A 21,412-nucleotide genomic window follows, 5' to 3' on the forward strand; every position below is an offset into this window, starting at 1 on the left:
GGCTTTCCATTTGGGGCGGCATTCGCCACTCTGACTGCGTAGAGTTTGGTGGTGTTGCGCGGGAGGTGGCGATGGTCATCGCGGTGATTGGCAAGGGAATGATCGGGGCGGCGGCGGCGCGGCATCTGGCGCTGATGGGTGAGGATGTGCTGCTGATCGGCCCGGATGAGCCGCAGGATTACGCCAACCACCCGGGCGTTTTTGCCAGCCATTATGATGAGGCCCGCATCACCCGTTCGCTGGATCCCTATCCGTTCTGGAGCCGGGTCAGCCGGGAAAGCATTGCCCGCTACAGTGAGCTTGAGCGCGCCAGCGGCATCGGGTTCTTCACCGAGACCGGGCTGTTGATGGCGGGGCCGGACCACACGCCGCTGATCCGCGCGGTGGAACGTGGCGCCCAGCGTGACAACATTCATTGTGAGGCGCTGCGCGGGCAGGCCTTGCAGCGGCGGTTCCCTTATTTCCAATTTTCGTCAGACACGTTGGGTTTGTTTGAGCCGCGTGGCGCGGGGCATATCAACCCGCGTCTGATGGTGCGGGCGCAGGGTGTTGCGGCGCAGAAGCTGGGCGCCCATGTCATCACCGCCATGGTGACGGGGCTGCGCGAAACCGCGGATGGGGTGGAGATTGACAGCACCGCCGGGCACCTCAGCGCCGATCAGGTTCTGGTGGCGGCGGGCGGGTTTACCAATGAGTTGCTGCCCGAGCCGCTGCCACTGCATGTCTATGCGCGTACTGTGTTGCTGGCAGAAGTCGCCGCGCCGGAGCAGGATCGCCTGCGCGAGATGCCGCCGTTGATCTATCTGGAACCGGACAATGATCCCTACCTCTTGCCGCCGGTCGCCTATCCTGATGGCCGCGTTTATCTGAAAATCGGCGGTGATCCGGTGGATCTGGAATTGCCGGGGGAGGCTGAGCGCAGGGCCTGGTTCCGCAGTGGCGGTGACCCTGAGATTGGCGATCATCTGCTGGCCCGGTTGCAGGAGCGGATGCCGGATCTGGCCATCGCGTCTACGAAAATTGCGCCCTGCATCACAACCTTCACCAACAGTATTCAGCCAATGCTGCAACGTCAGAGTGACCGGATCAGCGTCGCCACTGGCGGCAGTGGGCGGGGTGCCAAATGCAGTGACGAGCTGGGCCGGTTGGGCGCCCTTGTTGCGCGTGGTGCGGCGCTGCCGGATTGGGTGGCCGAGACCCGCGGTTCCTAAAATTTCACCTATTTCCCGGTGTTGGGTTGGGCCTGTTGGCAGAGGGCGCCCCGTCTTCGGGTGAGGCCCTGAGATTTCTGCGGCGTGTCAGTGACTAAGCTGTTTATCAACCATGTTTCACAGCCGAAGTCTCGCTGCTTTTCCTCAATATTTCTGAAAACTCTTGGTGTTCGACCTGGCCGTATTAACACCACATTAAGTGCGCGTGGGCTTCCTGATCCGGCAAAAGGAGGCCTGCCCATGCTGCGTTTGATGTTGATGTCCGTGATCGGTGTTTTGGGAAGTCTGGTGCCCCTCGCGAGCCCCGCCGATAACGCCCCTGTTCCCCCGTCTGAGCCGGTGCTGGAGGTGCATATCGATGCGGATTATTCAATTGCCTCCCATGCGGCGGAGGCGATTGAAAGCGGCTTGGCCTCAGCCCTGTCTGAGACGGGCTATGAGGTTGCGGGCACCACGTTGAAATTGGTGCGCCGTGATCACCGGGCCAATGTGAAACGGTCGCGCACCCATATGGAGGATTTCCTGAACTCCACCAATGCGATTGCAATGGTGGGTGGTATGCATTCGCCGCCTTATCTGACGCACCGCGATTTTATCAATGAAAATGATGTGTTGTTCCTGCTGCCCTGGTCCGCGGGCGGGCCTATCACGCGCGGTGAAAGCGGGGGTGAAAACTGGCTGTTCCGCCTGTCGGTGGATGACACCAAGGCGGGGGGCTATCTGATTTCGCGCGCGGTGGATCAGGCGGGCTGTCAGGCGGTGAGCCTGATTTTGATTGATACCGGTTGGGGGCGGGCGAATCACAAAACCCTGACGGCGGCGCTGGATCAGCGGGGGATGATCCCGGCCTCGACCCATTACTTTGATGTGACGATCGGGCAGGCGACGGCCAAGCGGCTGGCCGAGGACGTTCGGCGCAGCGGTGCTGACTGCGCTGTTTTGCTTGCGGATTGGGACAATGGTGCGCAGGTGGTGAATGTATTGGCCGATCTGGATCAGCCGATCCGGACCTTCAGCCATTGGGGGATTATGGGCGGGCCATTTGCGCAGCATGTCACGCCGGACACCCGCGACCGTTTGGATCTGGAGGTGCTGCAGACCTGTGGTCTGGCCCGCGAAATGAGCGGCAATGCGGCGCTGCAACTGGCGCTGTCTCATGCCAAGGGGGAACCGACTGAACTGGCGGATGTGCCTGCTGCGGCAGGATTTGTACATGGCTATGATCTGGGCCGCATATTTGTTGCCGCGGTGGCGCAGGCCGCAGAAACCCCTGCATGGGACGGCGGGATCGGGCAGAAACGCGACGCGGTGCGCCTGTCACTGGAAAGCCTGGAGGCTGAGGTGGAGGGCATCCTTGGGTCCTATGAAAAGCCCTTTGATGCCTATGATGTGTCCAGCCCCGATGCGCATGAGGCGCTGGGACGCAGCGATCTTTGTATGGCGCGGTTTGCGCCCGAGGGCCATCTGATCCACGCCCCGTAACCCGTCATTGATACCCTAATTGCAGGAGAAACCGCGTGTCTGTCAGCCACCGCTTTTGGTTCCTTGTTGGGATGGTGCTCTGTGCCACAATCCTATGCAGCGCCGGGGCCATTTGGTTCACCTCGACCCCGTTTCTGGAGGCCAACCAAGCCAAGGTTATTCAGGATCAGGCTGAAAAAGAAGCCCGGGCCTTTGACAATGAACTGGCGCAATATCAGCAGCTGCTACAGTTTGTGGCGGCACAGGAAAACGTTGTGTCTGTGGTGATCGGCTATGTGGAAAACGCTGATGTCGTCAGTAATTACTTCGAAACGCTGCCGCGCCCCGATGGGTTGATTTCTGTCACCCTGCTGGACGCGTTGCAGGAGGTGACGGCCCATGCCACGCTGCAGGGCGCCCCAAAAGAGGCGGTGAAATCGCCGGAATGGATCGCGGCCTTTGAGGAAACCATCAAAGCCGAGAACCGATATGCGCCAGCGGTGGTAAAACTGATCCAGGACACGCAGGCACCCTATCTGTTGATGGCGGTGCCCGTGTTCAACCGGGGCTTTGCCGAAGGGGTGCTGGTGGCTGAGGTTGATATTGACTTTGACGCGGTTTTCACCGCCAACAATGTCACCCGGCGCAGCTTTGTCGCTGCGGCAGATCCGGGGTTTGTCGCCGAGCAAGAGGCGCTGGGACATTGGGTGGAGTCGGTGGCACATGATCAGTTGTCACTGGTTTCAATCCCGGATGTTGAGGCCACGGCGTCGGCCGGGCGCATGTTGCTGTTCAACGTCATGACGGCGATCTCCGCCACCTTGCTGGTGTCTTTTTCGATCTTTGCCTGGTTGGGGCGGGCCACGATTGTGATGCCTCATAAGGCGCTGGAACAGCAGAAAGAACACCTGTCAGAATTGGCGGCGGTGGCGGAAAATGCCAATGACGCCATCCTGGTGACCGATCTGGAGCAGCGGATCATCTGGGGCAACCCATCGTTTGAGGCACTGTCAGGCTACAAAATCTCAGAGGTGCGTGGGCGCAAGCCAAGCAATTTCCTCCAAGGTGCTGATACCGATCCCGGCACCCGGGCGGCGCTAAGCCATGCGGTGCGGGCGCGCACGGCGATCAAGGCGGAAATCCTGAACTATGCCAAAAGCGGTACCCCCTATTGGATTGCGCTCAGCATCACGCCATTGGCTCGCGAAGATGGCCAGATCTACGGGTTCATGGCGATTTCACATGATGTGACGATGGAACGTCAGCAACGTGATGATCTGGCCGCCGCGAATAAGGCGACCGAACATTTGGCCCGCCATGATCCGTTGACCGGCCTGCCCAACCGTCGGGTGCTGAATGAGGAGTTGGAAAAGCGCGCCAAAGGTGAGGTTCCCCATGCCACCCTGCTGCGGATCGACCTGGATCACTTCAAAAACATCAATGACACGATGGGCCATGACGCAGGCGATTATGTCCTGACGATCATTGCCAAAATCCTAACGGAAAACAGCCGCAAGACCGATATTGCGGCCCGGGTTGGTGGGGATGAGTTTATCGTGTTGATGTCTGCCGGAGCAACTTCGGATCAGGCGGTGAAACTGGGGCGGCGCATCCTTGAGAAGATCAATGAACCGCACAGCTATGAGGGCAAACCGTTGCGGATCGGGGCCAGCTTCGGGGTGGCCTCCACGCTGGATGGCTTGATCCCCCTGGAGGAGCTGATCAGCAGTGCCGACGCCGCGCTTTACAAAAGCAAAGAGAGCGGCCGCAATCAGGTGGTGCACTACGGCAGCAGTCTGCATGACGCGGTGTGTTTCAACCGTGAGATTTCGATCCTGATGCAGCGCGCCCTGACGGAGGAGCAGTTTGAGCCCTATTTCCAGCCCCAGATCTGTGCCCAATCCGGTGAGATTTGCGGCTTTGAAGCCCTTGCGCGCTGGCATTCGCCTGAGTTGGGCGTTGTCATGCCGGATGTGTTCCTGCCGGTGGCGGCGCAGATGTCCTGCATCGAGGAGATTGATGAGTGCATTTTCCGCAAAGGTATGAAGGTCGCGCGCGACATGCAGCGGCGCAACCTGCGTTTCCCCAAGGTGTCTTTCAACGTCACCGCGGCCCGCATTCGCACCCTCGCCAATGATATTGAGCTGCGCGAAGTGCCAGCAAACGGGCCCAAGGTGGCGTTTGAGATTTTGGAGTCGGTCTTTCTGGAGGATCAGACCGACCTGTTCCGCGAAGCGTTGAACAAGATCCGGGATCGCGGTTATCTGATTGAAATTGATGATTTCGGCTCGGGCCATGCCTCCATCGTGGGGCTGATGCAGATTAAGCCTGATTTCATGAAGATTGACCGTCGACTGGTGATGCCGATCCTGAAATCGAAACAGTCCGCCAACCTGCTGAGTTCAATCATGGAGATGGGCAAAACCATCGATGTGAAGATCGTTGCCGAAGGGGTTGAGACCGAGGATCATGCTCTGATCCTGCGCCATCTGGGGTGCGATGTCTTGCAGGGTTTCCACTTCTCCAAGCCCTTGCCGCATGCAGAACTGGTGAAATTTGTTGAGGGGTATGACCCCCGTAGGTTTTTTCCCAGCCGTCAATGGACCAAACGGGCCTAGGTGAGCGGACCTGCGGTTAGATTTGGCGGCGTGCGTTAAGGGCGGCGCTGATGGTGCCTTCGTCAAGATAATCCAGCTCCCCGCCGATGGGGACCCCCTGCGCCAGTGAGGTGAGGGTCACCTGACCCTCCAGCTGGTCAGCGATGTAATGCCCGGTGGTCTGGCCATCCACGGTGGCGTTCAGCGCCAGAATAACCTCACCGATGCCTTCGGCGGTGACCCGGTCCAGCAATTGCGGAATGCGCAGTTCTTCGGGGCCAACAGCATCCAGCGCGGACAGGGTGCCGCCCAGAACGTGATACCGCCCTTTGAACACGGCGGCGCGTTCCATCGCCCAGAGGTCGGCGACATCCTCAACCACGCAGAGGATGCCATTGCCGCGTTTCTCATCGGCGCAGATGTTGCAGATGTCTGCGGTGCCGACATTGCCGCAGTTCAGGCATTCCCGCGCGGTTTCCGCCACCCGCTGCATCTGGTCGGCCAGCGGGGTCAGCAGCAGCGCGCGTTTGCGGATCATATGCAGCACGGCACGGCGGGCTGATCGGGGGCCCAGCCCCGGCAGCTTGGCCAAAAGCTCGATCAGATTGTCGATATCTTTGGGGGCAGGATCACTCATGTGCAGACGATACGATGGAGAACAACAGAAGAACAACAGGCGATTGCAGCGCCCCCCTTGTTGAGACATGAAAAAGGGCCCACCAGCGGCGGACCCTTGGGGCATGGTGTTGATCTTAGGGGATCAGAACGGCAGTTTTACATCCGCCGGCAGGCCCAGACCTTCGGTCAGTTTGGACATTTCTTCCTGCGCCTTGGCGCTGGCTTTGGTTTGGGCGTCTTTGATGGCGGCCAGGATCAGATCCTCGACCACCTCTTTTTCATCCGGGTGGAAGATCGACGGATCGATGTCCAGACCGTTCAGCACACCTTTGGCGGTGCAGCTTGCCTTGACCAGACCAGCGCCGGATTCACCGGTGACGGTCATGTTTTCCAGCTCTTCCTGCAGTTCGGCAACTTTGCCCTGCATTTCCTGAGCTTTTTTCATCATCTTGGCCATATCACCAAGACCGCCGAGACCTTTCAGCATGGGGGACTCTCCTGAAGTGTTGTTGCCGCATTAGATACGGGCTGTGCTGCGCTGCGACAAGCCCTTGGTGGGGCAGAAGCTGGGGCTATCCGTGCCTCTATCAACGGCAGGGGTGTGGGCTGGCTTAGGGGGAGATGGGCAAACTGTTATGCTGCCACCCCGGGTCAGAGGTACAGCTGCCCGTCGATCAGCACATTGACCGCGCCGCCGATCATCACCGCACCGGGGCGGTCCGGATCACGGCCATAGGTGATGCGGCCGGGGCGATCGATGGCGCTGCCCTGCGCCACCACCATGGGCTGGTCCATTTTGGTGGGCAGACGCCCCTCAGCCGCCAGCCAATGGGCGATTGCAGCGTTGAGGGAACCGGTGATCGGATCCTCCAACATGCCGCTGGAGGGGGCGATATTGCGCACCTCAAAGGCACAGTCCGCCCCTGCGGGATGGGCCCCGATCAGCGACAGACCGGCGTGATCAGGGGCGCGGGTCAGGCTGGCATCAACCGCCAGCACCTGCGCGGCACTGTGCAGTTCAAAGAGGTTCCAGGCCGGGCCGTTGTTGAGGCAGATGGTGTTTTTCACCCAAGACGGGTCAATCTGCATCGCGGCGATCAGACGGTCCCGTTCCGCCGAATCCATCGGTGTAATCTGAGTGGAGGGCGCCACAAACGCCGGCTGCGGGCCGCTGACATCAATGTCGACCAGACCGATGGCGCATTCCTGCCGCACCACGCCCGGCACCTGAGGTGCGCCGCCACAATGCAGCCAGCTGATGCAGCTGCCCAGCGTCGGGTGGCCGGCAAAGAGCATTTCCTTGGCGGGGGTGAAAATCCGTACCTTGTAGTCGGCGGCGGGATCCTCTGGTGGCAGAAGAAAGGTGGTTTCCGCCAGATTGGTCCAGGCGGCGAAATCCTGCATCTGCTGGGTGCTGAGGCCCTCCGCATCCACCACAACGGCCAGACCATTGCCTTTGGCCGGGGCATCACAAAACACATCTACCTGCAGGAAACGGCGCTGACGGGGAGGCATCAGATCACTCCTCCTCGAAGGGGTCCCATTCGTCCTCGACCTCTTGCAGCGCGTCTTCCTGCGCCTGTGCGGCCAGTTCTTCCGGGGTGCGGATTTTGGTGATGCGCGATTTGGGGAAGGCGGCGCGGATCGCCTGCATCATTGGATGGGCCTCGGTTTCGGCCTTCAGGGCGTTCAGCTTGGCATTGCGCTTTTCGTCAATGGTTTCGCCACCGCCCTCATTGACGAGGATCACGGCCCAGCGGCTGCCGGTCCAGTTCTGCAGCGCCTGACCCAGACGGCTGGCCAGATCCTGCGGCGCATCGGGCGTGGGCTGATATTCGATCCGACCGGGGCGATAGGCGGCAAGGCGCAGATAGGTTTCCACCTGCACCAGCAGTTTCATATCGCGGTGTTCGCGGATCAACTCGACAACATGCTCAAAGCTGGGGTAGCGCGCCAAGGCGGCCTGCACATCCTGCGCCAGCGCTGCCTGTGGCCCGCCGCTACCCATAGGGGCACCGCCCTGTGGCATTGGGCTGCCTTGGGCTTGCGTCATTGCGCCGCCCTGCGCGCCACCTTGTGGCTGGCCGGCATAGCCGCCACCGCCGCCGGGACCCATCGGCGCACCACCGGGCATCGGGGGTGGCGTTGCATCTTTCAGCTTCTTCACCAGATCCTCGGGGCTGGGCAGGTCGGCGACATGGGTCAGGCGAATGACCGCCATCTCAGCCGCCATCATGGCGTTTGGTGCGCTGGCGACCTCATCCAGGGCCTTCAGCAGCATCTGCCACATCCGCGTCATCGCGCGCATCGGCAGCTTTTCCGCCATGGCCTGACCACGGGCGCGTTCATCGGGGCTGACGGTGGGGTCTTCGGCGGCTTCCGGCGTGATCTTCACCACCGAGATCCAATGGGTGATTTCAGCCAGATCGCGCAGCACCGCCATCGGGTCGGCACCATCTGCATATTGCGCGCCCAGTTCGGCCAGCGCCGCGCCAGCGTCACCACGCATGATCATATCGTAGAGGTCCAGCACCCGGCCACGGTCAGCAAGGCCCAGCATGGCCCGGACCTGATCGGCGTTGGTTTCCCCGGCGCCGTGGCTGATCGCCTGATCGAGGAGCGAGGTCGCATCCCGCGCCGAGCCTTCAGCGGCCCGGGTGATCAGGGCCAGCGCATCGTCGCTGATTTCAGCGCTTTCCGCCGTGGCGATTTTGCGCAAAAGGCCGATCATCTGTTCCGGTTCAATCCGGCGCAGGTCAAAGCGTTGGCACCGGCTGAGCACGGTGACCGGTACCTTGCGAATCTCGGTGGTCGCAAAAATGAATTTCACATGGGCTGGCGGTTCTTCCAGCGTTTTCAGCAGCGCGTTGAACGCGCTGGTCGACAGCATGTGCACCTCATCGATGATGTAGATCTTATAGCGGGCCGAGGCCGCGCGGTAATGGACCGAGTCGATGATCTCACGGATGTCGCCCACCCCGGTGCGCGAGGCCGCGTCCATCTCCATCACATCGACGTGGCGGCCTTCCATGATGGCGGTGCAATGTTCGCACTGACCGCAGGGTTCGGTTGTCGGACCGCCCGTGCCATCAGGGCCGATACAGTTCATGCCCTTGGCAATGATCCGCGCGGTTGTGGTTTTGCCGATGCCGCGAATACCCGTCATCACAAAGGCCTGCGCAATCCGATCCGCCTCAAAAGCGTTTTTCAGCGTGCGCACCATCGCATCCTGACCCACCAGATCGGCAAAGGTTTCCGGGCGATATTTACGGGCCAGGACCTGATAGGCGGTGGTTTCGGTGTCGCTCATGATGGCCTTTCACGGGGGCTTCGCAGGGGAGGTAACGCGCCCTGCGGATTCGTCTGCCGGGCTAAGGTATGTGAAGGGGGCGGGCACGTCTACCGGATTGGCGGATCGGCGAAATTCACTTAAGTTGCGGTGCTGGCGCTGGGCGGTTGTCTTGCGCGGCGCAGCGCGTTAGGGTCTCGCCAAGGCCGCTCAGGGACGGCCCCCAGGTTCGCGGAAAGTGCTTGCGCCTCCCTCTCAGAGATGACGAAAACCGATCTTCGGATTTTCCTGCCCGTTTGAGCGACCACTGGGCCTGTTTAGGAGAAGCCGATGACAAACCTATCATTGGACAAGTTGCGTCGCGCGGCCAAAGGGCTGCGCAAGGATCATGCGGCCGGGGTGCCGCATGCGTTGGAACGGCTGCGGGTGCATCCCCCCCGCAGTGATGGTGCGGCGCTGCGCCATGCGGATTATCTGCATGTGATTGCGCGCGAACAGAACTTTGCCAGCTGGCCCGCGTTGAAACTAGCGGCTGAAACCATGGGGCTGGACCGCGCCGCCCGGCAGCAGCGGTTGAAGCTGGCGCTGGCCCATGGCCAGACCGTGGTGGTGCAGCATCTGTTGCAGGAGACGCCGGATCTGGCTGAGGGGCTCTTGGGGTGTGCGATTGCGCTTTACGATGTGGAGGCGGTGCGTGCCGCCCTGTGGGACGATCCTGCTGCGGCTACCAAGCAACTGGGGCCGCGCAGCCCGATGGTGCACTTGTGTTTTTCCAAGATGATCCATGTCTGGCCCGAGCGTGAGGCCGCGATGCTGGAGATTGCGGAGATGCTGCGCGCCGGTGGGGCGGATGTGAACGATGCGCTGCCGGGGCCAGATGGGCATGGGCTGTCAGTGCTCTACGGGGCGCTGGGGCATGCGGACAATATGGTGCTGGCGCAGTGGCTTTTGGATCATGGGGCCGATCCTAACGATGGCGAGAGCCTCTACCATTCGGTGGAGTTGGGCCATCACCGTGGCCTGAAAATGCTACTGGCCGCCGGGGCCAACCCGAAAGGCACCAATGCACTGCTGCGGGCTCTGGACTTCAACGACCATGAGGCGGTGCGCCTGTTGCTGGCGGCAGGGGCGGATGTGACCGAATTTGCCCCCGATCCTGTCGGGGGGGAGGCACCTTGGGTGATCCCGGCCCTGCATCAGGCGGCCCGGCGCATGTGCGACCGTGAGATGGTGGAGATCCTGCTGGATGCCGGGGCGGACCCGGCTGATGTCTTCGAGGGGGCCACGGCCTATGGCTATGGCCGGGTCTTTGGCAATGATGCGCTGGCTGCAGCCGTGGAAGCCCGCGGCGCCCCCGCGTTGAGCGATCTGGAGGATCTATTGGCGCGCGCCGCCAAAGGGGAGGTGCCAGACGGACGCTACATCGACCCGGCGCAGCTGCCAGAGGCCTACCGCCATCTGTTGCACAATATCGTCGGCTTGAAGGGCAAGCTGCCGCATATGCAGGCGCTGGTGGCGCTGGGGATGGAGTTTGACCGTCCGGATACGCAAGGTCTGCCGCCGGTGCAACTGGCGGGCTGGGAAGGTCTGCCCGAGGTGATGGGATATTTCCTGAGCCAAAGCCCGGATCTGAGCCATGTGAATGGGTATGGCGGCACCTTGCTGTCGACCATCATTCATGGGTCTGAGAACTGTCCGAACCGGGCCAGCCGGGATCACATCACCTGTCTTGAGATGGCGCTGACCCATGGGGTGGCGCTGCCGCGTCAGGCGATTGATTTGGCCGGCGATCCTGAGGTGGCGGGCTTCCTGCGTGATTGGGGGCAACGCTACCCCGGTCAGCTGGTCGAAGGTGGGCTGGGTTAAGCCCGGCTGCGCAAAGTGTCCGGTGGCCTGTGGTATTCACGCCATGTTGCCACCGGAATCCCCGGGGATTGGTGGCTTGATCCTTGCGCCGCGATACTTTGTCCCTAAGCTTTTCCTCAATTGAAGCTTTGGGCGGCGGCCGTATTTCTGCGTCGACTGGAATTTGGTAGAACTGTTTGTGTGACGCAATCGGGTGCCGGGGCCTGTGATGGCCGGGGATGTGAAGAACCATGTCTGATTTTGTTTTGCATGCCCTAACCGTGGGCGGCGGCATTCTGGCGCTTTGTCCTTTGCCGGGGCAGGGGGGCGACTATGCCGCGGATCTGGAACATTTGAAGGAATGGAAACCTTCGCTGCTGATCTCACTCACCACGGATGTGGAGTTTGTCGCGGCGAAGGTGACCAGTCTTGGCGCCGACATGCAGGATGCAGGCTGTCGCTGGGTGCATTTGCCGATTGAGGATTTCGGCCTGCCGGATGGCGGGTTCTTGGAAAAATGGCCCGAGGTCAGCAAAGCCGCCCTTGCTGCGCTGAGCGGTGGTGGCCGTGTTCTGGTCCATTGCAAAGGTGGGTGCGGACGGTCGGGTATGGTGGTGATGCGGCTGATGGTGGCGGCTGGTGAAAAACCGGATGCCGCGCTGGAACGGCTGCGTCACACACGCCCCTGTGCCATTGAAACCGACGATCAGATGGTTTGGGCGCGCACCGGCCGGGTGCCAAAGGCGTCTGAACCACGGCAGCTCTAACCATAGAAACGCTTAGCGTTTCTTGCCCTTGCGTTTGCCCTTCATCCGATATTGCGCCTCCAGCGTGGCTTTGTGTTGGCGGGTGATTTCCTTGGCGCGGCGCCGGGTCTGGCCCATGGTTTCCGAATTCAGCTGATCCTCTGCCGTCAACTTGCGCCAGCGGTCCAGTCTTGCCTCGGAAATCTCGCCGGCGTCGACAGCGGCCAGAACCGCGCAGCCTGGCTCCGAGACATGGGCGCAATTGCGGAACTTGCAGGTCGCGGCCAGTTCGGTGATGTCATCAAACAATTCGGCAATGCCACCGGCCACATCGTGCAGGCCCAATTCGCGCATGCCCGGCATATCGATGACCATGCCGCCGGCATTGGCAAAATGCAGTGACCGGGATGTGGTGGTGTGCCGACCCTTGGCATCGGTTTCGCGAATACCAGCGGTGGCCTGCGCCGCTTCGGTCAAGGAATTGATCAGGGTCGATTTCCCCACCCCGGAGGAACCAACAAAAGCCACCGTTTGCCCCGTCCCGCACCAGCGTTCCAATGTGGCAACGCCATCGGCGACCGTGGCGTTGATGCACAGGACATCGGCGAACTTGGGCGAAATCGCCTGCGCCTCCGCCAGATAACGCGCGGCCTCATCGGTGAGGTCAGATTTGGTCAGCACCAGAACCGGAGTGACATCTGCATCCAGCGCCAGCACCAGATACCGTTCGATGCGCGCCGGATTGAAATCCTCATTGCAGGAGGTGGTGATGAACAGCGTGTCCAGATTGGCCACCAACAGTTGCGATTTCGCCTCCACCCCCGCAGCGCGCCGGCTGAGTTTGGAGTTACGCTCCAGCACCCGGCGGATCATGTGGCTTTCGGGTTCAATCAGCAGCCAATCGCCCACGGCCAGATCTGCCGCGCTGATGTCATTTGGGAAAATCAACCGGGTCAGACCCTCGGCGCCAAGGCCGCGGGCCAGGCTGCGCTGCACCGTTGCGGCGCGCACTGGCACCAAATCCGAATCATCTGCGGTCAGCTGATCGGCGAAAAACGGGCTCCATCCCAGATCTTCAAGGCTATGGATGCTCACAGGGTGGCCTCATCCTTCAGGGGCGGTTTCGACTGGCCTGCAGCATGCGGGTTTTCGGCGCAAGGGCAAGCAATAGCGGCAGGATCTGATGGATCCATCGCAGGTGCCGCAAAAAGAGGTGGGTAGGTGAGAGGCTGGACAACGACCCAAGCGGGGCTCGTTACGGCTGCTTCCTTCCGGATCTGACCGGGTTGGCGAGGCGCTCGCCCGCGCCAACCTCTCACCGGGTGATATAGGCGACGGCGCTGGGCAGCGCAAGAGGCGGTGACAGGTGATGGAGATTACAGATGCAGCCGCAGGGCAAACTGGCCCTGCGGGACAACGGGCACCACTTCGGGGCGTAGGTGGCTGATATCTTCCAAATGGGGCAGCGCCCCGACAACGGTGGGCACCCGCACGGTGGTGCCGGTGATCGGAAGAATACGCCAGATGTCCTCGGGCTCTGGCGGCACTTTGTTGCGGTTCTGTGCAGTTAGATACCTTTTCAAAACCTCACGCATAGGCAGGGTTGGCGGCAGCACAAAGCGCGATGTCGACAGGCCCGGAATGCCCCCGGCGCCACCAAGGCGGAAGCTGTTGCCAGCGACGATTAGTTCTTGGTCATCAAGGATTTCCTGACCGTGCCAGCGCAGCTGTTGCAGCCGTCCCCGGTCAGAGGGTGCGTTAGGTGTCATCTGGTGGTCAGCGGCATAGGCGGTAGGCAGGGCGGGGGGCACCGTCAAATCATATGCGTAGCTGAGGCCAATCAGGTGGTCGAACAGATAGCCAGGCAGGCTGTAATCCAGCAAAGGCTGATCTGGACGCCCCGGTTGGATCTGCATGAAATTACGTCCGTTTGCTTCTAACCAGACCTTCAAGTCACGTCCGGTGATCCGGGACAGGCAAAACAGGTCATTGTGGGGGTAAAGCCCTTCCAGATGGCGTTGTTCCAGCTGTCCCGCAGGTACATTCAGGTACTGCTCCAGCCCCGTTGCCCCCCCCGTGCGGAAGGAGGTCGCGGCAGAGATCAGGGGCAGGGCGGCCTCTGGGCGCCCCTGCAATAGCTCTGTGGCGGTGGCCAGCTGTGCGCGCGCCAGCAACTGAACGCTGCGGTCATTTGTGAACCGTGCGAAATGGGAGTGTAGCGGCTTATCAATGCGGGCAAGCGGCGTGCAGGCATGCTGCCGTGCTGCCTTGTGGTAGGGTGCCAATAGTGGCTTTAACTCAACCGGCGGCTCCTCGGCAGGCAGCAGTTGCGATGTGCTGTCAGTCAGATGCCAGCGGTTTTGCTCATAGCTTAGCTTCAGATCGATCTGACCCAGATGGCTGCCAAAGGATCCCGCCATTGTCGTGGGGCACCCTGCCAGCCGGCCGCGCCGACTGTCGATCTTCAGCTGGGTGGCGCTATGGTTGAGCCCAGAAAGATCGTCAAAATCCTCCGCTGGGAAGAGCCGGTGTTGATGCCCGCACAAGACCACATCCACCGCCTCCAGCGCCGCAATCTCCAAGGCACTGTGGTCCGGGGGTGTCCCGGTGCCCGGCGCCGCTATTCCAGTGTGGGCCAACACGATCACAATCGCCGCGCCGCGCTGCCGCAATGCCTCTGATCGGGCGTGTGCTGCGGCGATGATAGGGGAAAACTCCAGCATGTGTTGGTGGTTGGGCAATTCCCACAGTGGCGTTTGCGCAGGCACCAGTCCGATCACCCCGATGCGAATGGTCCGGGGGATCCCATCGCTGCAGATGATCGGTCGCTCCAGCAGTAGATCCTGTGGCAGTTCGGTGAGCAGCGCGGCTTCCTCCTCGGCGCGCAGCAGATTGCTGAGGACCAGGGGAAACTCCGCCTCCTGCAATACGCCTTTGAGAAGGCTCAACCCAATGCCGAACTCATGATTGCCCAGGGTGGCGCCGTCATAGCCGATGCGGTTCATCAATCCGACGATCGGAGTGTCCCCCAGCAGCCGTTTGTTCGCCGGCACTCGGTTGAGCGCCTCAGGTGCACTGATGAGGTTGCCTTGCAGGAAATCCCCCGTGTCAAACAGCAAACTCTGTTCAACCTCAGAGCGTTGTCGCCGGATCAGGTCAGTCAGATGCGCCAGGCCACAATTGACGCCGGTCTTATCCTGGCTGTAGTCGTAGGAATGGAGCTGCCCGTGCAGGTCTGTGGTATGCAAAATACGCAGCTCACCGGTCGGCGCCTCTGCGACCGTGGGCTTCTTTTCGGGCTTGGGTATTGGTGCGGTTACAAATGAATCGGACACTCAAACACTCCTGCACAACTACCATGGGTAGATTTCACCACCCTTGGTGTCAAGGCAGCGACAATTGCAAACTTAGGTTGGATAAGGTGGATTGAAAGTCTAGTTTTGCGCCTGTCCGACACTGGGTCCAGGCAGCCGTGCGCCGGGCCGTCCCGACATAGAAAAAATGCCCTTTTGCACCGGACCCTTAGCGCCTAGTCTGCGCGCAAACCCAAGGGCACCGATGCCGCCGGCAAAAATGCGTCCATTTGGGATGTGGGAAGGGCAGTTATGAAAAACGCAGAGAGCGTCACCTTTGGTGGCTCAGGCCTAAACCGCGCGGCAGAGCTGCGCGCGGATGTCACAGATTTGCTGGCAGACCCGCGTGGCACTGTTGTGGTGCTCTGGCGCGGTAAACCTCTGATCGCGGAACCTGACACCCTGGCACAGCTGGTGCGCCTTCCGCTGGATCACCCTGTGCTGGCGCTGGCCAAGGGCGCGCCGATCTTCCTTGGCATCGAAGACACCGGTCCGGTTTTTGCGCAGGATATTTCGGCCTGGCATCCCGAGGCGCTGGATGATGCGACGTTGAATGCCTTCACAGACCCATCGCGCCAACAGCATCCTTTGCTGCCTGAAGCGCAGTTTGTTGAACTGCGGATGGTGATGAACGCGCTGAGCCCGCGTGACGCTGAACTGGTGGCCACGGCCCGGGCGCTGTTCAACTGGCACCGCAGCCATCGGTTCTGTGCCCAATGTGGTCAGCCCAGCGATATGGCGATGGCAGGCTGGCAACGCAATTGCGGGAAGTGTGGTGCTTCACACTTCCCGCGCACCGATCCGGTGGTGATCATGCTGATCACCCGGGGCAATCAGGTTCTGATGGGGCGCTCCCCCGGCTGGCCTGAGGGCATGTATTCCCTGTTGGCAGGCTTTGTTGAGCCGGGCGAAACCATCGAAGCGGCCGTGCGCCGCGAAGTTTGGGAAGAGGCCGGCATCACCGTGGGCGCGGTTGACTATCTGGCCAGCCAACCCTGGGCCTTTCCCAATTCCTTGATGTTTGGCTGCGCCGGGCAGGCGCTTAGCGATGAGATCACCATTGATCCCAATGAGATCGAAGATGCCCGTTGGTTCAGCAGAGAGGAGATCATGCAGGCATTTGCTGGGCGTCATCCGGTGCTGAAACCGGCGCGGAAAGGCGCAATTGCACATTTCCTATTGCGCAACTGGCTTGCGGATCGCATGGAATAGCGCCAAATTGCTCCCAACGTTTGATCCGATCAATCGACTAACTACAGGCCAGTATATGAATTTTTCCGCCAAAGAAGATGTCGACGTCTCCATCGACCACGTCTTTGCTATGATGACTGATTTTTCCAGCTTCGAAACAGCCGCATTGCGCCGTGGTGTCGAAGTGCAGCGCCAGGACATGCTGAGCGTGCCCGGCGTCGGGATGGAATGGGATCTGAAGTTTCACTACCGCGGCAAACTGCGCGAAGTGGCACTGCGCCTGGTGGAGTTTGATCCCCCCAATGCGATCCGTTTCCGCGGCGATGGTCAGGGCATGGCGGGCAAGATCGACGTTGATCTGGTGGCCATGTCTCCTGAGCGGACCCGCATCTCCATCGATGTGGAGCTGGAAGCGAACAATCTGGCGGCGCGTCTGGTGTTGCAATCGCTGAAGCTGGCGCGCACCAAGATGAACAAGACGTTCCACACCCGGGTCGCTGCTTATGCGACCCAACTGGAAGATCGGTTTCGCCAGATCTCCTGACCCGGCGCTGATCCAACGCTAAGCCGGTTTCAGCGGGATTGTTCGTGCTGAAACCGCTGCTGTGCAACCCGTTCATTTCGTTCGCTTTTGTTCAGGTCCTGCAGGGTGGTGCGGACGTAATCCAAATGCGCCTCAACCGCGCCGCGGGCGCCTTCGGCGTCACGCGCCTGCAAAGCCGTGTTGATCGCGCGGTGCTGGATCAACAGCGTGTCCCGCGTGGTGCGCTGTTTGAACATCATCTTGCGGTTATAAAACACACCTTCCCGCAGCAGCTGATACATCGACCGCATCATATGCAGCATGATCACGTTGTGGCTGGCTTCAATGATCGACAGGTGAAAATCGGCGTCCAGCTGCGCCTCATCATCCGGGTTGCGCTTGGAATGGGCCGCTTCCATCTTGTCATAGACGGTCTGGATCACCTTCAGATCCGTGTCCGAGGCCAGTCGCGCCGCCCGTTCTGCAGCCAGACCTTCCATGTCACGACGGAAGGAAATGTAGTCAAACACCGCCTCTTCGTGGTTGGCGAAGAGTTTGACCAAAGCGTCTGAGAAGGCAGAGCCCAGCACGTCTGCGACGTAAATCCCTGAACCCGCCTTGGAGCTGAGCAAGCCCTTGTCCTGCAGTTCCGAGATTGCCTCACGCAGGGACGGGCGCGACACGCCCAGCCGCTCTGCCAGTTCCCGCTCGGCCGGCAGCCGTTCGCCCGGGCGCAAAATCCCACGCAAAATCAACAACTCAATCTGTCGCGTCACCGCTGTGGAGAGTTTTTCGGGCTGAACTTTCTGAAATGGCATCGGGCACCTTTATGCAATTGGTCAATTTATATGACCGGCATATTCCTCTGGCAAGGTGGCTCAGGCGGAACTGGTCAGGCCTGGGTCTTTAGACAGGGCGCCGGCGTTGCGCCCGACTGCGCCACCAGACCAGCGCGGCTAGCAGGCAAATCGCGATTTCCACTTTGAACGTCCAATGGCTGAGAAAGGATTTGATCCAGTGATCGTGGGTTGGCTGCACCTCCACCAGGGTGATCGGCGCGCCGGCAACCGGCCAGCCCCAGTGGATTGCACCCGCAATGCTGTCCAGCAACATATGGATCAGCGCCCCGGTGGCCAGCATCGCCAGGATAATGCCAAGCCGCGGGGCGAAACGGCGCAACAACATGCCCAGCAGCCAAAGCTGCATCCACAAGACGGGCCGGTGAGTCAGATAGGCGTGATGATGATGGGCGCGGTCGTCGATCAGATAGAACCACAGCATGTCGACATCCGGCAGCACACTGCCAACCAACGCGGCACCAAAGGCCATCGGGGGCAGGTGGCGCTGAAACGGTTTCAGCGCCAGATAGGCCGCGGGCAGATGCCCGATAAACATCAGTATTCGACGCCGATCTGCGCCTTGATGCCTGACCGGAAGGGGTGTTTGACCAATTCCATTTCGGTGACCAGATCAGCGATCTCAATCAGCTCGTCTTTGGCGTTGCGACCGGTCAGCACCACGTGGGTCATGTGCGGTTTTTCCTCGGTCAGGAAGGTCATCACCTCATTGACGTCGATATAGTCATAACGAAGCGCGATGTTGATCTCATCCAGCAGCACCATCTTGTGGCTTTCGTCGCGGATCAGCTCTTTGGCCTTCTCCCAGGCGGCCTGCGCCATTTCGATATCGCGGTCGCGGTCCTGGGTTTCCCAGGTGAAGCCTTCGCCCATGGTGTGGAACGAACAGGTGTCGGAAAACTTGCCCAAAATCAGATCACGTTCGCCGGTGCTCATCCCGCCTTTGATGAACTGCACAACGGCGCATTTCATGTCATGGGCGATGCAGCGGAAGATCATCCCAAACGCGGCCGAGCTTTTGCCTTTGCCTTTGCCGGTGTTGATCATCACCAGACCTTTTTCATCGGTCTTGGTCGCCATGATCTTATCGCGCGCGGCCTTTTTCTTGGCCATTTTCATTGCGTGACGGTCGCTGTCGGCAGTCATCTGCGGCTCTCCTGTCGGATGTCATGTTCCTGTTCTGGAGGTCGACTGTAGGGGCCTTTGCGCCATAGGCGCAAGGGTAATTGGCGCCTGTGTCTGGGCCAGATTTCCTCACGGAAGCGTGATGGTGTTGTGACCGCAGCGCATTGAACCAATCCCGGCAGCGCCCCGTAGCCAATGCAGGTTCAGGGCGACGGATCCTGCACCGCAAGTTCAGGAGGAAGACCAAATGAAATCGTTGAAAACCATCACCCTAGCCGCAGCATTTGTCGGCGCTACCCAGGCCGCCGTTGCGATGAATGGCACCGTTGTGGATATCGCCGTGGGCTCGCCCGACCACACCACCCTGGTGGCCGCGGTACAGGCTGCCGGTCTGGTGGAAACTCTGCAGGGCGATGGCCCCTTCACCGTCTTTGCGCCCGTCAACGCTGCATTTACCGCGCTGCCCGATGGCACGGTGGACACATTGCTGCAGCCCGAAAACAAGGGTCTGCTGACCAAGGTTCTGACCGCGCATGTGGTGGCCGGTGACATCTCGAGCGCCGATCTGGTGCGCAAGATCAAACATTCCAAAGATGGCTTCTTCCATTTCAACACGGTGTCCGGCGATGCGCTGTCGGCGCAGCTTAAGGGCAGCCATGTCTACATCTACGATGAAAGCGGCAGCGCCAGCCTGGTGACGGTTGCCGACCTCGGTTCCTCCAACGGCAAGGTGCATGTGGTGAACAAGGTCTTGCTGCCGAAGTGATGTGGTGGTGGGTCAGGGGCGTGGTGCCCCTGACCCCTTTGGTTATTCCGCCGGCAGGGCTGATGCCTGTGGGACGGGGCGGAAGTGTTGACGGTTCAGCCGCAACACCAGCGCGATCATCAGGATCTGGCTGAGCAGCGCCAAAGCGGTCAGCGCCCAATAGGGGGTGGAAAACTTGTCAATCACACCGGTGCCCACCAGACCTTTGTTGACGAAAAAATGCAGCATCACGGAGAGCGCCACCCCGGGGCAGACCAGCGCGTATGACCCAGGCGAGGCTTTGCGCCCAAAGACGAAGTCGCGGAAATACCCAAGGCGTTTCAGTACGGTGAGGCCAAGCAGCAGGAAGGCGATCTGAACGGCCAGCATCCGCCCCAGCATCATCATCGTTTCCCCTGCAGTCACATGGCTGTCGAACTGCGTGTGCAGCCCGTGGTTCTGCCGCAGGAACAGAATGCCCAGCACCGTCATCAGCGGAACAAGGATCAACAGGGTCGGCGCAGCCTCTTTGGCAGTGCCATGTTGCAACATCGCGCTCATCGCGGTGAAGCCTGCAATCGCAGCATAGAGCAGCGCCGCCACCGCAAAGAAGCTCGACAGGATCAAGGCGACGCCCACAACCGTCTGGTTGGTGCTCATCGCGGCAGGGGCCGAAAGACCCACACCAATCATCGACAGCGCAAAGGCGGGCAGCATCTGCGCAAAGGAATTATGCGCCTTCAGGTCAAAGGCACCGGTTTGGGACAAGATCCGCCCCAGATAGTCGCCAATCAGACGAAGCGCCCAGATCCCCAGCGCCAGAAAGGCGACCATTGCCAGCGGAAACAGGTATTCAACGACGGACCACAGCCCCGGTACAAATACCAGACCAACGATGAACATTCCGTTAATACTCATTGCGGCAGCCAGTGGGGCGGCAAGCAAGCTGGATTGCGCGTTGGTTTTGGTCAATGCTTCATAGGCTTGCGTCCTCTTGAAAGCACTCAGCGCCCTGAGGTTCCACACCAGTGAGGTGAGGTTCATCGCCGCAAAAACTGCGATTCCCGCCAGCGCGATGATGACGCTTGCCTGCATGGGGATGCTGCCCGTTGACAGCGCGCGGGCGATGTCTTCGAAGACGGGCACGGGCTGGCCGGGGTGGGGGATCCAAAACATCAGATACATGAAAAACGTGACGGACAATCCGCCTGCGCCCAAAGAAGCGAGGAAATACAGCGGGTTGTATCTGTCGGCGGGTCTGGAAAGAGTCTGTGCCATGACGGCCTCCTAATATTCAATATATGGAATGTATATGTATTCCAAAAACGGAATGCAATGGGAGGATTGTCGCAGCCTACCGCATTAGGGGGCTGTTAACCCCTTTGTGGCACAGTCTTCAGATGAGATGGATTTTGGTGATTCTAATGCTCGCGGCTTGTGATATGGCCGGGCGGGATTTTCGGGGCCTGCCGGTGACGCGGGTTGACCTTGGCGGGATGCAATTTGCGGTGCGCACCAATGGCACCAAGGCGGAGGCTATTCGCCTCAACCGGATGCTTCGGCCCCGAATGGATCTGGTCGGCCCCCTGGCCGGGCTGGCGATTGAACAGGTGTCCGGTTGCCGGGTTCGTCAGATCTCAGGCGATGTGGCGGTTGTCACCGCACGGCTGCAGTGCGCGAAAGGGGCTGCGCCGACGGGCGGCAGCAGTGCCTATAAATGTAAGTTGCAGGGCTTGGATGCCCTGGATGGGTTCGCGTCGGAGGCCCTAACCTGCCACCCTGATACCGGTTAGGGACGATCTGGTGAATGGCCTTGGGTGAGGCGACAGATGCACGAGCAAAGCAAGGGCA

General features: G+C 60.5%; 19 protein-coding genes and 1 other RNA gene. 9 read left to right on the forward strand and 11 right to left on the reverse strand.

All coding sequences use genetic code 11. The features are described from left to right. The first annotated feature begins 71 nt into the window (after positions 1-71). The 3 genes from TL5118_RS13225 to TL5118_RS13235 all read left to right on the forward strand — a co-directional run bounded on the left by TL5118_RS13225 (position 72) and on the right by TL5118_RS13235 (position 5,290). The gene (locus TL5118_RS13225) at positions 72-1,211 is read left to right on the forward strand and encodes an NAD(P)/FAD-dependent oxidoreductase (protein ID WP_058245263.1); all 1,140 of its coding nucleotides are present in this window, start codon (positions 72-74) and stop codon (positions 1,209-1,211) included. A gap of 240 nt (positions 1,212-1,451) precedes the next feature. Continuing rightward, positions 1,452-2,693 (forward strand): ABC transporter substrate-binding protein, encoded by a 1,242-nt coding sequence (locus TL5118_RS13230; RefSeq protein ID WP_058245262.1) that lies wholly within the window; start codon positions 1,452-1,454, stop codon positions 2,691-2,693. A 35-nt stretch (positions 2,694-2,728) separates the two neighbouring features. Next, the gene (locus TL5118_RS13235) at positions 2,729-5,290 is read left to right on the forward strand and encodes a putative bifunctional diguanylate cyclase/phosphodiesterase (protein WP_058245261.1); all 2,562 of its coding nucleotides are present in this window, start codon (positions 2,729-2,731) and stop codon (positions 5,288-5,290) included. A 16-nt stretch (positions 5,291-5,306) separates the two neighbouring features. Here TL5118_RS13235 and recR read toward each other — a convergent pair whose 3' ends face one another. The 4 genes from recR to TL5118_RS13255 all read right to left on the reverse strand — a co-directional run bounded on the left by recR (position 5,307) and on the right by TL5118_RS13255 (position 9,197). Then, on the reverse strand, positions 5,307-5,906 hold the full coding sequence (gene recR, locus TL5118_RS13240) for a recombination mediator RecR (protein ID WP_058245260.1): 600 nt from the start codon (positions 5,904-5,906) through the stop codon (positions 5,307-5,309). A gap of 123 nt (positions 5,907-6,029) precedes the next feature. Continuing rightward, entirely contained in the window at positions 6,030-6,374 is a 345-nt protein-coding gene (locus tag TL5118_RS13245; protein ID WP_058245259.1) for a YbaB/EbfC family nucleoid-associated protein, read from the reverse strand. Positions 6,375-6,538: 164 nt separating this feature from the next. Continuing rightward, positions 6,539-7,402, reverse strand: coding sequence for a PhzF family phenazine biosynthesis protein (locus TL5118_RS13250; protein ID WP_058245258.1), 864 nt, complete (start codon positions 7,400-7,402; stop codon positions 6,539-6,541). Between the two features lie 4 nt (positions 7,403-7,406). Continuing rightward, the gene (locus TL5118_RS13255) at positions 7,407-9,197 is read right to left on the reverse strand and encodes a DNA polymerase III subunit gamma/tau (RefSeq protein ID WP_058245257.1); all 1,791 of its coding nucleotides are present in this window, start codon (positions 9,195-9,197) and stop codon (positions 7,407-7,409) included. Positions 9,198-9,506: 309 nt separating this feature from the next. Between TL5118_RS13255 and TL5118_RS13260 the strand changes: the two genes are divergently transcribed. Both TL5118_RS13260 and TL5118_RS13265 read left to right on the forward strand, forming a co-directional pair. Continuing rightward, complete coding sequence (locus tag TL5118_RS13260) at positions 9,507-11,042, forward strand: ankyrin repeat domain-containing protein (protein ID WP_058245256.1); 1,536 nt, start codon at positions 9,507-9,509, stop codon at positions 11,040-11,042. A 230-nt stretch (positions 11,043-11,272) separates the two neighbouring features. Next, positions 11,273-11,788: a protein-tyrosine phosphatase family protein gene (locus tag TL5118_RS13265; protein ID WP_058245255.1), complete on the forward strand. Its 516-nt coding sequence runs from the start codon at positions 11,273-11,275 to the stop codon at positions 11,786-11,788. A 12-nt stretch (positions 11,789-11,800) separates the two neighbouring features. On the opposite strand, the gene rsgA is transcribed toward TL5118_RS13265, so the two are convergent. The 3 genes from rsgA to TL5118_RS13275 all read right to left on the reverse strand — a co-directional run bounded on the left by rsgA (position 11,801) and on the right by TL5118_RS13275 (position 15,102). After that, on the reverse strand, positions 11,801-12,862 hold the full coding sequence (gene rsgA, locus TL5118_RS13270; protein WP_058245254.1) for a ribosome small subunit-dependent GTPase A: 1,062 nt from the start codon (positions 12,860-12,862) through the stop codon (positions 11,801-11,803). Between the two features lie 124 nt (positions 12,863-12,986). Beyond that, positions 12,987-13,085, reverse strand: an RNA gene (ffs, locus tag TL5118_RS20925) — signal recognition particle sRNA small type. A gap of 58 nt (positions 13,086-13,143) precedes the next feature. Beyond that, complete coding sequence (locus TL5118_RS13275) at positions 13,144-15,102, reverse strand: 5'-nucleotidase C-terminal domain-containing protein (protein WP_058245253.1); 1,959 nt, start codon at positions 15,100-15,102, stop codon at positions 13,144-13,146. Between the two features lie 270 nt (positions 15,103-15,372). On the opposite strand from TL5118_RS13275, the gene nudC reads away from it, so the two are divergent. Together nudC and TL5118_RS13285 are read left to right on the forward strand one after the other, a co-directional pair. Next, positions 15,373-16,332, forward strand: a complete 960-nt coding sequence (gene nudC, locus TL5118_RS13280) for an NAD(+) diphosphatase (RefSeq protein ID WP_058245252.1) — start codon at positions 15,373-15,375, stop codon at positions 16,330-16,332. Between the two features lie 55 nt (positions 16,333-16,387). After that, positions 16,388-16,855 (forward strand): SRPBCC family protein, encoded by a 468-nt coding sequence (locus TL5118_RS13285; protein WP_058245251.1) that lies wholly within the window; start codon positions 16,388-16,390, stop codon positions 16,853-16,855. Between the two features lie 29 nt (positions 16,856-16,884). Here the strand turns inward: TL5118_RS13285 and TL5118_RS13290 are convergent, their stop codons facing one another. The 3 genes from TL5118_RS13290 to cobO all read right to left on the reverse strand — a co-directional run bounded on the left by TL5118_RS13290 (position 16,885) and on the right by cobO (position 18,837). Further along, positions 16,885-17,652, reverse strand: coding sequence for a FadR/GntR family transcriptional regulator (locus TL5118_RS13290; protein ID WP_058245250.1), 768 nt, complete (start codon positions 17,650-17,652; stop codon positions 16,885-16,887). An 88-nt stretch (positions 17,653-17,740) separates the two neighbouring features. Further along, positions 17,741-18,229, reverse strand: coding sequence for a metal-dependent hydrolase (locus TL5118_RS13295; protein WP_058245249.1), 489 nt, complete (start codon positions 18,227-18,229; stop codon positions 17,741-17,743). After that, positions 18,229-18,837 carry a cob(I)yrinic acid a,c-diamide adenosyltransferase gene (gene cobO / locus TL5118_RS13300; RefSeq protein ID WP_058245248.1) on the reverse strand — a complete coding sequence of 203 codons (609 nt, stop codon included), beginning with the start codon at positions 18,835-18,837 and terminating at the stop codon, positions 18,229-18,231. Before cobO ends, TL5118_RS13295 begins: the two co-directional genes overlap by 1 nt. Positions 18,838-19,063: 226 nt before the next feature. On the opposite strand from cobO, the gene TL5118_RS13305 reads away from it, so the two are divergent. After that, a complete protein-coding gene (locus TL5118_RS13305; protein ID WP_082626434.1) occupies positions 19,064-19,582 on the forward strand; it encodes a fasciclin domain-containing protein in 519 nt (172 codons plus the stop codon). A 42-nt stretch (positions 19,583-19,624) separates the two neighbouring features. On the opposite strand, the gene TL5118_RS13310 is transcribed toward TL5118_RS13305, so the two are convergent. Beyond that, entirely contained in the window at positions 19,625-20,839 is a 1,215-nt protein-coding gene (locus tag TL5118_RS13310) for a TsoY family (seleno)protein (protein ID WP_058245247.1), read from the reverse strand. Between the two features lie 134 nt (positions 20,840-20,973). On the opposite strand from TL5118_RS13310, the gene TL5118_RS13315 reads away from it, so the two are divergent. Next, on the forward strand, positions 20,974-21,354 hold the full coding sequence (locus tag TL5118_RS13315; RefSeq protein ID WP_131727635.1) for a hypothetical protein: 381 nt from the start codon (positions 20,974-20,976) through the stop codon (positions 21,352-21,354). Positions 21,355-21,412 lie beyond the last annotated feature (58 nt).

The organism is Thalassovita autumnalis (assembly GCF_001458255.1).
Lineage (GTDB): Bacteria > Pseudomonadota > Alphaproteobacteria > Rhodobacterales > Rhodobacteraceae > Thalassobius > Thalassobius autumnalis.

Coding starts and splice junctions, on each gene's coding strand:
- TL5118_RS13225 (WP_058245263.1), top strand. CDS start 72: ATGGTCATCGCGGTGATTGGCAAGGGAATGATCGGGGCGGCGGCGGCG.
- TL5118_RS13250 (WP_058245258.1), bottom strand. CDS start 7,402: ATGCCTCCCCGTCAGCGCCGTTTCCTGCAGGTAGATGTGTTTTGTGAT.
- cobO (WP_058245248.1), bottom strand. CDS start 18,837: ATGACTGCCGACAGCGACCGTCACGCAATGAAAATGGCCAAGAAAAAG.
- TL5118_RS13255 (WP_058245257.1), bottom strand. CDS start 9,197: ATGAGCGACACCGAAACCACCGCCTATCAGGTCCTGGCCCGTAAATAT.
- TL5118_RS13290 (WP_058245250.1), bottom strand. CDS start 17,652: ATGCCATTTCAGAAAGTTCAGCCCGAAAAACTCTCCACAGCGGTGACG.
- nudC (WP_058245252.1), top strand. CDS start 15,373: ATGAAAAACGCAGAGAGCGTCACCTTTGGTGGCTCAGGCCTAAACCGC.
- TL5118_RS13230 (WP_058245262.1), top strand. CDS start 1,452: ATGCTGCGTTTGATGTTGATGTCCGTGATCGGTGTTTTGGGAAGTCTG.
- TL5118_RS13265 (WP_058245255.1), top strand. CDS start 11,273: ATGTCTGATTTTGTTTTGCATGCCCTAACCGTGGGCGGCGGCATTCTG.
- TL5118_RS13310 (WP_058245247.1), bottom strand. CDS start 20,839: ATGGCACAGACTCTTTCCAGACCCGCCGACAGATACAACCCGCTGTAT.
- TL5118_RS13245 (WP_058245259.1), bottom strand. CDS start 6,374: ATGCTGAAAGGTCTCGGCGGTCTTGGTGATATGGCCAAGATGATGAAA.
- TL5118_RS13305 (WP_082626434.1), top strand. CDS start 19,064: ATGAAATCGTTGAAAACCATCACCCTAGCCGCAGCATTTGTCGGCGCT.
- TL5118_RS13260 (WP_058245256.1), top strand. CDS start 9,507: ATGACAAACCTATCATTGGACAAGTTGCGTCGCGCGGCCAAAGGGCTG.
- TL5118_RS13285 (WP_058245251.1), top strand. CDS start 16,388: ATGAATTTTTCCGCCAAAGAAGATGTCGACGTCTCCATCGACCACGTC.
- recR (WP_058245260.1), bottom strand. CDS start 5,906: ATGAGTGATCCTGCCCCCAAAGATATCGACAATCTGATCGAGCTTTTG.
- TL5118_RS13295 (WP_058245249.1), bottom strand. CDS start 18,229: ATGTTTATCGGGCATCTGCCCGCGGCCTATCTGGCGCTGAAACCGTTT.